At 67.6% G+C, this 12,148-nt stretch carries 12 protein-coding genes; 5 read left to right on the forward strand and 7 right to left on the reverse strand.

The features are described from left to right. Positions 1-23: 23 nt before the first annotated feature. A complete protein-coding gene (locus FB464_RS14175) occupies positions 24-1,052 on the reverse strand; it encodes a DNA-3-methyladenine glycosylase family protein (protein ID WP_116413278.1) in 1,029 nt (342 codons plus the stop codon). Positions 1,053-1,253: 201 nt separating this feature from the next. After that, complete coding sequence (locus FB464_RS14180) at positions 1,254-2,336, reverse strand: 3-deoxy-7-phosphoheptulonate synthase (RefSeq protein ID WP_116413277.1); 1,083 nt, start codon at positions 2,334-2,336, stop codon at positions 1,254-1,256. Between the two features lie 209 nt (positions 2,337-2,545). On the opposite strand from FB464_RS14180, the gene FB464_RS14185 reads away from it, so the two are divergent. Then, positions 2,546-4,414, forward strand: coding sequence for a phytoene desaturase family protein (locus FB464_RS14185; protein ID WP_116413276.1), 1,869 nt, complete (start codon positions 2,546-2,548; stop codon positions 4,412-4,414). A 58-nt stretch (positions 4,415-4,472) separates the two neighbouring features. Then, positions 4,473-5,486, forward strand: a complete 1,014-nt coding sequence (locus FB464_RS14190) for a magnesium and cobalt transport protein CorA (RefSeq protein WP_116413275.1) — start codon at positions 4,473-4,475, stop codon at positions 5,484-5,486. A gap of 9 nt (positions 5,487-5,495) precedes the next feature. Here the strand turns inward: FB464_RS14190 and sigJ are convergent, their stop codons facing one another. Beyond that, positions 5,496-6,401: an RNA polymerase sigma factor SigJ gene (sigJ, locus tag FB464_RS14195; protein ID WP_116413274.1), complete on the reverse strand. Its 906-nt coding sequence runs from the start codon at positions 6,399-6,401 to the stop codon at positions 5,496-5,498. A gap of 170 nt (positions 6,402-6,571) precedes the next feature. Between sigJ and FB464_RS14200 the strand changes: the two genes are divergently transcribed. Genes FB464_RS14200 through FB464_RS14210 form a run of 3 tightly spaced genes read left to right on the forward strand, consistent with a single transcriptional unit; the run spans position 6,572 to position 9,105 of the window. Then, a complete protein-coding gene (locus FB464_RS14200) occupies positions 6,572-7,321 on the forward strand; it encodes an SDR family oxidoreductase (protein ID WP_116413273.1) in 750 nt (249 codons plus the stop codon). Positions 7,322-7,371: 50 nt separating this feature from the next. After that, positions 7,372-8,292 (forward strand): oxygen-dependent tRNA uridine(34) hydroxylase TrhO, encoded by a 921-nt coding sequence (gene trhO / locus FB464_RS14205; protein WP_116413272.1) that lies wholly within the window; start codon positions 7,372-7,374, stop codon positions 8,290-8,292. Between the two features lie 33 nt (positions 8,293-8,325). Beyond that, on the forward strand, positions 8,326-9,105 hold the full coding sequence (locus tag FB464_RS14210; protein WP_116413271.1) for an isocitrate lyase/PEP mutase family protein: 780 nt from the start codon (positions 8,326-8,328) through the stop codon (positions 9,103-9,105). A gap of 224 nt (positions 9,106-9,329) precedes the next feature. Here FB464_RS14210 and FB464_RS14215 read toward each other — a convergent pair whose 3' ends face one another. The 4 genes from FB464_RS14215 to FB464_RS14230 form a co-directional block, all read right to left on the reverse strand. Beyond that, the gene (locus FB464_RS14215; protein ID WP_116413270.1) at positions 9,330-10,142 is read right to left on the reverse strand and encodes a hypothetical protein; all 813 of its coding nucleotides are present in this window, start codon (positions 10,140-10,142) and stop codon (positions 9,330-9,332) included. 235 nt (positions 10,143-10,377) lie between these two features. Further along, positions 10,378-10,761, reverse strand: a complete 384-nt coding sequence (locus FB464_RS14220) for a hypothetical protein (protein WP_142206719.1) — start codon at positions 10,759-10,761, stop codon at positions 10,378-10,380. Positions 10,762-11,036: 275 nt separating this feature from the next. Further along, positions 11,037-11,468 carry a hypothetical protein gene (locus tag FB464_RS14225; protein WP_142206720.1) on the reverse strand — a complete coding sequence of 144 codons (432 nt, stop codon included), beginning with the start codon at positions 11,466-11,468 and terminating at the stop codon, positions 11,037-11,039. A gap of 77 nt (positions 11,469-11,545) precedes the next feature. After that, on the reverse strand, positions 11,546-11,923 hold the full coding sequence (locus FB464_RS14230; RefSeq protein WP_142206721.1) for a hypothetical protein: 378 nt from the start codon (positions 11,921-11,923) through the stop codon (positions 11,546-11,548). Positions 11,924-12,148 lie beyond the last annotated feature (225 nt).

Here is a 12,148-nt window from a genome sequence, read left to right on the forward strand (position 1 = left end):
GACACGCCCTCGGCGCACGTCAGCTAGTGCCAGCGGTGATCCTGGATGGTGGCGCGCGGCCCGAACTTCGGTTTCGGAACCCCGCTGGCGAGGATCAGGCGCACCACGCGCTGCCGGTGCCCGCGCCACGGTTCCAGCAGTTCGAGCATCCCGTCGTCGTCGACCGGTTCGCCGATGAGAACCCAGCCGACGTGGGCGGCGAGGTGGAAGTCGCCGACGCTCACGGCATCCGGATGCCCGTGGGAGCGCTGGCTCGTCTCCGCGGCCGTCCACGCGCCGACGCCGTGCACGGTCTGCAGCTTCTCGAGCACGCCCTCGTGCGTGCGAGCGGGGCGCGCACTCACGCCCGCCGCCTCGCCGGCCAGCCCACCGCGCTCCCCCGACACGTCGACTGCACCGGTGCCACCCGCACCCGCCCTCTGCGCCAACCGGTCGAGGCCCGCCGCCACCGCGGCCGCCGCCAGCACAGCGCGCGACCGGTTCGGGCCGACGCCGGCCCGGTGCCACTCCCACGACGGGATCAGTGCCCACTGCCGGGGGCTCGGCTGCACCCGCATCCCCTCCGGTGCAGGGCCCGGCGGGATTTCACCGTACTTGCCCACCAGATAGCGCCACGCGCGGCGGGCCTCGATCGTGGTGACCTTCTGCTCCAGGATGGTCGGCACGAGCGACTCGAAGACAAGCGCCGTCGAGGTGAGCCAGAGTCCCGGATGCTGCCGCCGCACCTCAGCCAACGGCGGAACCCGCGACAGGTCGAGCCCGCTCCAGTCGTCGCCGGCTCCGAGGAGCTCGGGGAGAGCATCCAGAACCCACTCGGCCCCGGCGCCCCACGCGGTCGCGTGCACCTGCCCGTCGCCCGAACGCGTCTCGGCATGCAGGGTCGCGGTGCCCTCGGGCGTGCGGATGACTCGCCAGAACCCGTTCGGAGTGAACCGCATCGTCGGCTCCTGCTGGCCGCGCAGCAGCGGCCCGACCGTCTGGCGGAGGTTCACCGGGCGCGCGGGCGCGTACGCGCTGGTGAGGGGCCGGGGATCGGCGAGCAGAGCATCCATCCTGCCCGCCACCCTAGTTCGCCCGCCCGACACTCGCACCCTGCGCGCACCAGACTCGCGCCCTACTCGCGCCCCGCTCGCACCCCCGCCCACGCCACGCCCCCAACCCGCCCACGCCCAAGGGACCCATAACGTCCCAACGCGACCGCCGCAGCGCGATCTGCGACCCTTCGCGTCTCGCAGCCACGTACGCGGCACCGCTCACGCGGAGAGGGAGGCGACACGCGACGAGATGCGGGTGGATGCCGCAGCCGCGAGTTCCGCGAGGAGCACCGCCGTGGTGGCCCAGTCGATGCACGCGTCAGTGATGCTCTGGCCGAAGACGAGCGACGACGCATCCGCACCCGGCTCGAGCTTCTGCGACCCCGCAACGAGGAAGCTCTCCATCATGATCCCCGAGATCGCATCGCCCGCGAGAACCTGCGCGGCGAGCTCGCGCACCACCGCTACCTGGCGCACGTGGTCCTTGCCGCTGTTGGCGTGGCTGGCGTCCACGATCACGCGGGGCGGCAACCCGGCCCGAGCGAGCAGCGCGGTCGCCGCCGCAACGGAAGCCGACGACGAGTTCGGGCCTCCGCGCCCACCCCGCAGGATGACGTGCCCCGCAGTGTTGCCCGTCGTCTCGACGGCGGCAGCCATCCCGAGCTCGTCGATGCCGAAGAAGACGTGCGGCTGCGCCGACGACACGCACCCGTCGACCGCCACCTGCACATCCCCGTCGGTGGCGTTCTTGAAACCGACCGGCATCGACAGGCCCGAGGCCAGCTGGCGGTGGATCTGGCTCTCCGTCGTGCGGGCTCCGATCGCGCCCCAGCTCACCGCGTCCGCGATGTACTGCGGGCTGGTCGGCTCGAGGAACTCGCACCCCACGGGCAGCCCGAGGTCGAGGATGTCGCGGAGCAGCAACCGCGCAATGCGGAGCCCGTCCGCCACCCGGTGCGTTCCATCCAGGTACGGATCGTTGATGAGACCCTTCCATCCGCCCGTGGATCGAGGCTTCTCGAAGTACACCCGCATCACGATCAGCATCGAGTCCGCGACGGAGGCGGCGATCGGGGCGAGCCGGCGCGCGTACTCGAGTGCGGCATCCGGATCGTGCACGGAGCACGGCCCGACCACCACCAGCAGCCGCGGGTCCTCTCCACGCAGGATGGCTTCGATCTCGGCGCGCGACGACGACACGAGCCCGGACTGCGCCGGTGTGAGCGGCAGTTCGGTGCGGAGCGCCAGCGGTGTCGGCAGCGGAGAGAAGCGGGTGACGCGGAGGTCTTCGGTGGTGCTCATGAAACGGTTCCGTTCCGGCGAGCGGCTTCCAGGCCTACCCGCCCGTTAAAGGCGAAAGGCAGAGACGGGTGTCTCTGCCTGGATGGCTCTGGAGGATGGTGCGCGCGACTACAGCGTCAGCCCTCCCAGAGCCAACCCGAAATACGCATACCAACGACCGTGCATGCCACCACTGTACCCCGCCCGAGCGGCGTGCGTATGCTCAGCAGATGAACGAGCATCCGGAACCCGCCGTCGGCGACGCCGCGGCTGACGCCAGCGCGATCGCCGCAGATGCCGTCGACGCGGCCGTCGACGTCGCGATCGTCGGCGGCGGCCACAACGGTCTCGTCGCCGCGGCCTACCTCGCCCGCGCGGGCCTGGCCGTCACCGTGCTCGAACGCCTGCCCGAGGTGGGCGGCGCGGCCGTTTCGGCGTCGCCGTTCGAGGGAGTGGATGCCCGGCTCTCCCGCTACTCGTACCTCGTGAGCCTGCTCCCCCGGAGGATCATCGACGACCTCGGCCTCGACATCACCCTGGTCAGGCGCCGTTTCTCGTCGTACACGCCCGTTCCGGGGTCGGATCGCGGCCTCCTCGTCGACACCGCCGACGTGGAGGCGACCACCGCCTCGTTCGCCGCGATCGGCGCGGCTCGGGACGCCGCCCTCTTCCTCGAGTTCTACGATCACTGCGCTGCCCTCGCCCGCGAACTCTGGCCCACGATGACCGAGCCGCTCCGCCGCCGCTCGGAGCTTCGGGCGCAGGTCGTCGACGCCGGCGCACCGCACGTCTGGGAGGCGATGGTCGAGCATCCGATCGGCGAACTCATCGAGGCGCACATCCAGAACGACACCGTGCGCGGGGTGATGCTGACCGACGCTCTGATCGGCACTTTCGCGCGCGCACACGACGCGGATCTCGCCCAGAACATCTGCTTCCTCTACCACCTCATCGGCGGCGGAACCGGCGACTGGGACGTGCCGGTCGGCGGCATGGGCGCGGTCACGGCGGCGCTCCACACGGCGGCTCTGGATGCCGGAGCCACCGTCGTGCGGAACGCCGAGGTCACCGCGCTGACGCCCGACGGCGTGGTGACGTACCGCGCCGCGGCGGCCCCCGCTGCGCCCGCGCCCGCTGGCGCGCCCGCGACCGCCACCCTCGCCGCCGCCGCGGCTCCAGCCGGCCCGACCCGCACCCTCCGCGCCACCACCGTGCTCGCCAACGTCGCGCCCGCCGTGCTGACCCGCCTGCTCGCCGCGGCGACTACCCCCACTGCGCAGAGGTCCCCCGCCACCCCCGCCCCATTTGATCGATCGAAAGGACCCGAACTGCTCGAAAGGGGCGCCGATGGAGCAGTTGGCGTCCTTTCGACCGATCCAATCGCGGCGGCGGGTGCGGCGTGGGCGGAGCGCGGGCCGGAGGGCGCGCAGGCCAAGGTGAACCTGCTGCTCTCGCGCCTCCCGCGGCTCCGCGACGAGACCGTCACGCCCGAGGCCGCGTTCGGCGGCACCTTCCACATCAACGAGGGCTACCGGCAGCTCGACGACGCCTGGCTCGCGGCCGACGGCGGCGCCCTACCCGATCCGCTGCCCGCCGAGATCTACTGCCATTCGCTCACCGATCCGAGCATCCTGTCGCCGGAACTGCAGGCCGCCGGCGCCCAGACCCTCACGGTGTTCGCGTTGCACGTCCCGCACCGGCTGGTCACCGAGGCCACGAACGACACCTTCCGCGCTGAGGTGCAGGCCGCCGTTCTAGCCTCGCTCAACAGCGTTCTGGCCGAGCCGATCGAAGACTGCCTGATGCTGGATGCCGCGGGCGAACCGTGCATCGAGACCAAAACCACGCTCGACCTCGAGCACGCGTTGCGGATACCCGGGGGAAACATCTTCCACGGCCCGCTCTCGTGGCCGTGGGCCGACGACGACGAACCGCTCGACACGCCCGCCGAGCGGTGGGGCGTCGCGACGGAACACCGTCGTATCCTTCTCTGCGGCTCCGGTTCGCGCCGGGGCGGAGCGGTGAGCGGGCTCGGCGGGCACAGTGCCGCCATGGCCGTGCTCGAAGCGCTCGGCCTGCAGCTTCCCGGCGCAGAATGAGCAGCGGGCGTGCCGCAGGGCACCTTCGCGAGACGAACAACCAGGAGACGGGCATCCAGTGACCATCACAGACAACGCGGTGTACGTCGACGGACAGCGGAAGGTCGACCCGAAGACCCTCGATGAGACGTTCGAGGTGATGCGTGCCGCCGGCGGCGTGGCGTGGATTGACCTGAGCCACCCCGACAGGAAGGAGCTCGAGGCCGTCGCCGACGAGCTGGGCCTGCACCATCTCGCGGTCGAGGATGCCCTCACCGGCCACCAGCGCGCCAAACTCGAACGGTACGGCGAGACGCTGTTCGTCGTGCTGCGGCCCGCGCACTACCTCGACGATGTCGAGAAGGTGAAGTTCGGCGAAGTGCACGTGTTCATGGGGCAGGACTTCCTCGTGTCGGTGAACCACTCCGACTTTCCCGAGATCGCGGCGGTGCGGAAGCGGTTGGAGGAGCATCCGCAGCTGCTCGCTGAGGGTCCGCACACGATCCTGTACGGCATCCTCGACCTCATCGTCGACGAGTACGCGCCCGTTCTGGCGGGGCTCGAGAACGACATCGACGAGATCGAAGACCAGCTGTTCAACGGCGACCGCGCGGTCTCGAAGCGCATCTACGACCTGCTGCGCGAGGTGATCGCCTTCCAGCGCGCGACACGCCCGCTCGAGGACATGGTGTCCCGTCTCGTCGACGGCCTGCAGGGCGAGGCCGAGCTGGAGATCAAACGTCACTACCGGGACGTGGCCGACCATGTGGTGCGCATCACCGAGCGAACGGATTCCTTCCGATCGCTGCTCGAGAACGCGCTCACCGTGCATTCGACCCTGATCGCCGAACGGCAGAACGACGAGATGACGCGGATGACCGAGACCAGCCTCGCGCAGGGCGAACAGGTCAAGAAGATCTCGTCGTGGGCGGCCGTGCTGTTCGCGCCGACCCTGGTGGCGGCGATCTACGGGATGAACTTCGCCAACATGCCCGAGCTCAAGTGGCCTCTCGGCTATCCGTTGGCGCTGGGGCTGATGCTCGGGTCTGGGGTGGCGCTGTATTTCGCGTTCAAGAAGCGCGGGTGGCTGTGAGAGAGAAGATCAGTTCCAGCTCGTGAGCTTCTCCGGGTTCAGCACCATCCACACGTCGACTATCCGGCCGGCGCGCACCGCCAGCGTCGCCACGCCTGTCACCCGGCCGCTGACGACGGTCACATAGCCGAGGCCGTCGGCCGTCAGTCGTTCCTCGACGACCGCCCCCGGGTTCTTCCTCAGCACACCCAGCAGGAAGCGTGCAACGTTCGATGCGCCGCGCACGGGGTGCCGGGCAGCGCTGACGAACCCGCCACTGTCGGATCGCACGACCACATCGGGGTCGAGGAGGGTCATCAGCGTCGCGATGTCTCCGCCACGCGCCGCCGCACCGAACGCCCGGGCCACCTCGGCGTGCTGGCGAGGGCTGACCTCGCCGCGGCGATCCTCGCTGACGCGGCGCCGTGCAGAGACCGCCAGCTGCCGCACAGCCGCGGCTGACCGCCCGACGACCTCGGCGATGTCGGCGAACGGCACCGCGAACACGTCGTGCAGAACGAAGACCACCCGCTCGGCGGGAGTCATCATCTCGAGCACTACGAGCAGCGCCGTGCTGACGCTCTCGTCGAGCGCGGCCTCCTCGAGCGGGTCGCCGCTCCCGTTCGCGGCGCGCACGGCTCCGGATGCTCCCCCGCCCGCAAAGGCCGGCAGGGGTTCCGGCAGCCACTCACCGACGTACCGCTCCCGGCGTGCCCGCGCCGTGCCGAGCGCATCGAGGCAGACTCGTCCCGCGGCCCTGGTCAGCCAGGCGGCCCGATTGGCGACGGCGTCACGTTCGGACGCCGGCAGCCGGTACCAGCGCAGGTAGGTCTCCTGCACGGCGTCTTCCGCATCGGCCACGGTTCCGAGCATCCGGTAGGCGAGTGAGGCCAACTGGCGTCGTTCAGCAGCGTCAGCGTCGTTGTCGCCGATCATCTCTGTTCCCCCCTGCGGCAGGCTGCTGCGCCCGCACCTCACATTCGGTGCGGCTCTGTCGTCGAACAGAGTATGAGAGAACTCCATCGGATCGCGCTGTTTCTGTCGATCATCGATTACGACCGCGCCCACCTCAGCAGTACGACCGCCGGCCGGCGCGGAGCCATCCAGTGAGGATCGCCATCGCCGGAGCCACCGGAACCGTCGGCCGCCACGTCGTGACCGTGGCCGCCCGCCGCGGTCACGACGTTGTTCCGCTCTCGCGTTCGACCGGGCAGAACGTCATCACGGGCCGCGGAATCGACGAGGCACTCACCGGGGTCACCGCCGTGATCGACGTCACGAGCATCCAGAGCACCTCCGCGGATCGGTCGCGGGAGTTCTTCCGGGCCGCGACCTCCACACTCCTCGACGCCGCGCGCCGCGGTACCGTCACGCACCACGTCGCGCTGTCGATCGTCGGCATCGACGAGCTCCCTCTCGGGTACTACGCGGGGAAAGTCGAGCAGGAGAGACTGGTTTCCGACGCGACCGTGCCGCACAGCATCCTGCGTGCGACGCAGTTCCACGAGTTCGCCGACCAGATCCTGGTGCGCGGCGCGGTCGGCCCGCTCACCCTCGTTCCAACCGGGCTGCTGCGGCCGGTGGCGGCTCTGGATGTCGCGGAAGCACTCGTCGCCATCGCGGAGGCACCCGCCCCCGCCGACGGACGCCACCCCGACCTCCGCGGACCGCGCGACGAGATCCTGCTCGACATGGTGCGGAGGGTGGCCCGGAAGCGGAACTCGCGAAAGCCCATCGTCGGCGTCTCGCTTCCCGGCGCGTACTGGCGCGGGATGCGGAGCGGTGTGCTGCGGGGTGATGCGTCTGCGACGGAGGGTTCCGCGACGTTTGCGGAGTGGCTCGCGCGAGAGGCATGAGCGCCCCGGCGATCGGGGAGCCGGGCATCCGGAGCCTGTAAAATCGGGGGGTGGCCGTTTCGAAGATCATCCTGTTCTACGTGTTCGCGCCACTCCCCGACCCCGACGCGCTGCGGCTCTGGCAGCGCGACCTCTGCGAGAGTCTCGGGCTCCGCGGCCGCATCCTGCTGTCGGCGCAGGGCATCAACGCGACGCTCGGTGGCGAGCTCGACGCGGTGAAGAAGTACCTGCGGAAGACCCGCGAGTACCCGGCGTTCAAGGGTGTCGACGTGAAGTGGAGCGAGGGCAGCGGGCTCGATGCCGCGGGTCGCTCGCTCGACTTTCCGCGCCTCAGCGTGAAAGTGCGTGACGAGATCGTGAGCTTCGGCGCTCCCGACGAGCTGGTGGTGGATGACCGGGGTGTCGTCGGCGGCGGGACCCGCCTGTCGCCTCCCGAACTGCACGCCCTGGTCGACCAGCAGCGCCTGGCGGGCGACGACGTGGTGTTCTTCGACGGACGGAACGCCTTCGAAGCACAGATCGGCCAGTTCGAGGGGGCCGTCGTGCCTTCCGTTGCGAACACGCGGGAGTTCGTCGCCGAACTCGACAGTGGCGCCTACGATCACCTCAAAGACAAGCCTGTCGTCACGTACTGCACGGGCGGGATCCGCTGCGAGGTGCTCTCGTCGCTGATGGTGTCGCGCGGATTCTCGAACGTCTACCAGCTCGACGGCGGCATCGTCCGCTACGGCGAAACCTACGGTGACGCGGGGCTCTGGAAGGGCTCGCTCTATGTGTTCGACGACCGGATGTCGGTCGATTTCACTCCGGATGCCCGGCCGATCGGCTCGTGTGTGCACTGTCGAGCATCCACCAGCCACATGCAGAACTGCGCGGACCTCGCCTGCCGCACCCAGCTCGTGGTGTGCGCGGCCTGCTCCTCCACAACCACGGTTTCCTGCGAGTTCCACACAGCCCTCGCAACCCCCTGACCTGCTCGCGGGCCTCCGTTCTAGGCTGAGGACATGACCACTTCGATCCAGTCCAAGGCCGACGAGCTCCTCCGCCTGCACACCTCCCCCGAGATCCTCACCGTCGTGAACGTGTGGGATGTGATCAGCGCCCGCGCGATCGCCGACATCCCCGAGACCACCGCCCTCGCGACCGCCAGCCACAGCATCGCCGCACTCTACGGCTACGAAGACGGCGAGAACATCCCCGTCGAGCTGATGATCGACATGGTCGGCCGCATCGCCGCATCGACCTCCCTCCCCGTCAGCGCAGACCTCGAGGCCGGCTACGGCGCTCCCGGTGAGACCGTGCGCAAGGCGATCGGGGTCGGCATCGTGGGCGCCAACCTCGAAGACCAGATGAAGCCGTTCGACGAGGCCGTCGCCGCCGTCTCCGCCGTGGTCGCCGCCGCGGCCGCCGAGAACGTGAACTTCGTACTGAACGCCCGCACCGACGCCTTCGTCAAGGCTGGCGACCGCCCCCACGACGAGGTCGTCGCCGACGCCATCGCCCGCGGTCGCGCCTTCCTCGACGCCGGCGCCGCCTGCGTCTTCGTGCCCGGCAAACTCGACCTCACCACCGTCGAACGTCTCGTCGAGGGCATCGGCCAGCAGCGCGTCAGCGTCATCAACGTGCCCGGCTCCCTCGCCCCCGCCACCCTCGAGAAGCTCGGCGTCGCGCGCATCTCCTACGGCCCCTGGACCCAGCGCGTCGCTTTGACGGCCCTCGCCGACCTCGCGATCAGCCTCTACGCGAACGGCGAGCTCCCGGGCGGCACCCGCCCCCTGAACTGACGCGGGCCGCCTACGCGCACCGAGATGATCGAGTGGGCAGTTTGGGCCCTAAAATCCGCGGGGTGGGGCCCAAACTGCCCACTCGAAGTGGCGAGATTCCGTTCCAGGACGGAGGCATTCGCAGAGCGGAGGTGCAATGAAGCCAAATGTGGCGCAGATCTACAGAGCGAAGATTCGGATGAGCACCAGGATGAGTGCGCCCGGAAACTTCATCTGAGCGTCGATCATTCGAGGCCTCCCGGTATCGCGCCTTCGTTCGCGCGGTCCAGTCGAGAGCGAAGGTGGAGAGCGCCGCCGCAGGCGAGCACGCAGACCGCCGCCGCGAGCTCGACCAGGTACTGCGGGGAAGGAGTATGGATGTCCAGATCGAAGATTCCGTACATCCAGATGGCCAACCACACTCCCGGCGCACTGCCCAGCGCAAGGACCACCGCAGCAGTGAGCGGGCGCACTCCGACCGATCGGTCGTTGCCAACCCGTCGCACGGCGAGGTGCGCGCTGAGGCCGCTCACCGCTCCGGAAATCGCGCCCAGGGGAGCGCACACCAGCCCGAAGAAGAAACCGAACTCCACGAAGTAGGACTGGTTCTCCGGCGTGAAGACAGCAGCAACCTGGAGAAAGGCCAGGCAGGCGGCAAGGAACATACTCATGACGACGGCGTAGCCGACTATGCCCAACCGACAGCTCTCGTCGTGCCGGCCACCCTCGCTCGCAGTGGCCGGAGCGAGCAGGCATCGCGTCGACCCTGACCCTGACCCGGACCGATCAGTTCTTCCTCCGACGGTTTCCCCTGTTGCGGTGAACACGAAATCGGCGATTTCGAAAGGCACTCCGACCGGTTCAACTCCCGGCGCCAACGACTGATGAAACTCATACACTGACCCGTGGGCCGCCACTGAGACGATCGCGACCGCGCCCATCCGGCGCAGGGCCGTGTACGACACTTGCTGCCCGTTCTTCGTCAGCCCCGACTCCCACGTCGACAGGTCGTACAGCAGCTCGATCCAGTTGCTCTCAACGGAATCCGCCGGAAGCATCGCCAATCTGTCTCCCGAATCGACGACTCTGATCGTGAGGTCGAGTTGATGGAGCTTCTGATAGAGATCGTCGATGTTCAGGGGGATCGGCAGCGATACAGCGATCCGGACGCAGCAACCAAGTGGACCCCTCTGTCGTGAATCGAGATTCCCATCAGATTCACCCGAGGGGGAATCTGCACTCGACCGATTCTGTAGAGCGCACGAAACAACAGGCCGAGAGTCGACATCTCGCTCACGTTTCACCACCATTGCGACTGACTCGTGACGCAACCTCGCGTCGGAGGTTGAGGGCTTGGGCCACTTCCTCCGTCGCCCGTGCGCCAGGCGGCGTGATGCCGGTAAACCTCGTTTTCTGCAGGACGATCTGGAGCCGCTCGGTGCGATCTGAGAGAAGTATTGGAACGCCGATCCCGTTCGAGGCAGTGGTCTGCTCCATGACCGAGATCGGTTCGATTTCGCCCGCTACTCGCGACCACGGAACGTTGAGCACATCCTGCGGTTCTCTCCCTCCTCCGACGACTCGTATTCCGTGATCATCGCCGATCAACGTCAGGAAGTAGCCCCCGTACCGAACAGTCTGCGAGTCCGAGATCAGGGCGAGCGATGGTTTACTCACTGCTGCCAGACGACAACCCACTATGAGTGCATGGGGTTTCGAACGCTCATATCTTCGTTCCCGAGTTCTCGAAACGGCTCTCATGACGATCAAAATCCCAAAGGCAATCCCGAATCCGGCGACCGAAAGAGCAGGGATGAGGATGGCGCCAGACGCCTCGCCGCCCCCTCCGTTACGAAAGAAAACGATAAGCGACCCCACAGCGATCACGAGTGAGCCCACAGATCCCGCAGTACCGGCCGTCCCGAACCGAGAACCCTTCTGCCAACGGGCTCTCATCTCGTCCCCTCCGATAAGCGAAAAAGAAAGGCCAGGATGCTGGCGGCGACTCCGACGCCCAACAACGTCCACTGCCACCGGCTGCGGTACTGCCGATATGGATCGCTCGGCACCGCTGCTGCGGGGCTGTGAGCCGAAAGGTCGAATCCCGTAGCAATCCGGTCGGCTCTTGTCTTCTGATCGAGGTACGGTTCCCCCGCAGCTCTTATCGTGCGGCCCGACACCGGATCCAACTTCTCGACTTCTTGATAACTGCGCTCGAGGGTCGTGTACCCATGACGCACTTCGTCAGCAGCCCGGTAGAACGCGACATAGTGCAAAGTGCCAGCGCCAAGGACGCTTGTGCCGACCACACCCAAGACCACAAAAAAGACAAGCTCGCTTCCCGGGTAACGGTGTATACCCACCACCGTGAGAATCAGAAGCACGACTATAGATCCGATCGCGAGTCGTGCAATCTCCGCGGCAGGCCGAGCCAGAACACCGGCGGACCTGCCAGGGATCATCAATCGCGCCATCTGTCACTCTCGCCATTGAGCGGGCCTGATAGCACCAGGTCTAGATACTGTTGGAGTTCTCTGCTTCGCATCGGAGTGAACCGGAACAGTCTCGCGCTGAACAGCACCAAAGGTATCGGCTGCGATCGACCTCCGAGAGTGAGCAGAATCGCAGCGAACCTGCGATTCGCCCTCACAACTCCGAGGGTGATTTTCGAGATATCGACGTAGGCAATCTCAGCACGAGGGGCCTTCTCGCCGACTCTTCCCCAGAACTCAAGTGACTTTTGCGTGGGCACCAAGGCGTAGAAATCCGGAACGACCTCTTCAGAAGCCTGCCACCCGCTCTGCTCCCTTAGACCACTCGTCAGCGAGGGAAGGTTCATACCCAACCTCGCTCCGCCGCGCCAGCTGCGGGACATCAGGCGTCGACTTCGTCGCTTCAGTAACGCAATCCAAAGCCAAGCAGCTGCGATAACACCGACGGCCGTCAATGCCCCATTCCCAAGGAGTTCAAAACCCCTGTTGGCCGACTGATCAAATCCAGCCGTCACACGGAAAACCAAAGCCCCGATCAAGAGCACAAAAAACAGGACTGGGGCCGCGCGTAG

Source organism: Subtercola boreus (genome assembly GCF_006716115.1).
GTDB lineage: Bacteria > Actinomycetota > Actinomycetes > Actinomycetales > Microbacteriaceae > Subtercola > Subtercola boreus.

Excerpts from the sequence above, each read along its gene's own strand:
- FB464_RS14215 (WP_116413270.1), bottom strand. The coding sequence starts at position 10,142 with ATGCTTCCGGCGGATTCCGTTGAGAGCAACTGGATCGAGCTGCTGTAC.
- FB464_RS14180 (WP_116413277.1), bottom strand. The coding sequence starts at position 2,336 with ATGAGCACCACCGAAGACCTCCGCGTCACCCGCTTCTCTCCGCTGCCG.
- FB464_RS14210 (WP_116413271.1), top strand. The coding sequence starts at position 8,326 with ATGACCACTTCGATCCAGTCCAAGGCCGACGAGCTCCTCCGCCTGCAC.
- sigJ (WP_116413274.1), bottom strand. The coding sequence starts at position 6,401 with ATGATCGGCGACAACGACGCTGACGCTGCTGAACGACGCCAGTTGGCC.
- FB464_RS14175 (WP_116413278.1), bottom strand. The coding sequence starts at position 1,052 with ATGGATGCTCTGCTCGCCGATCCCCGGCCCCTCACCAGCGCGTACGCG.
- FB464_RS14230 (WP_142206721.1), bottom strand. The coding sequence starts at position 11,923 with ATGAACCTTCCCTCGCTGACGAGTGGTCTAAGGGAGCAGAGCGGGTGG.
- FB464_RS14185 (WP_116413276.1), top strand. The coding sequence starts at position 2,546 with ATGAACGAGCATCCGGAACCCGCCGTCGGCGACGCCGCGGCTGACGCC.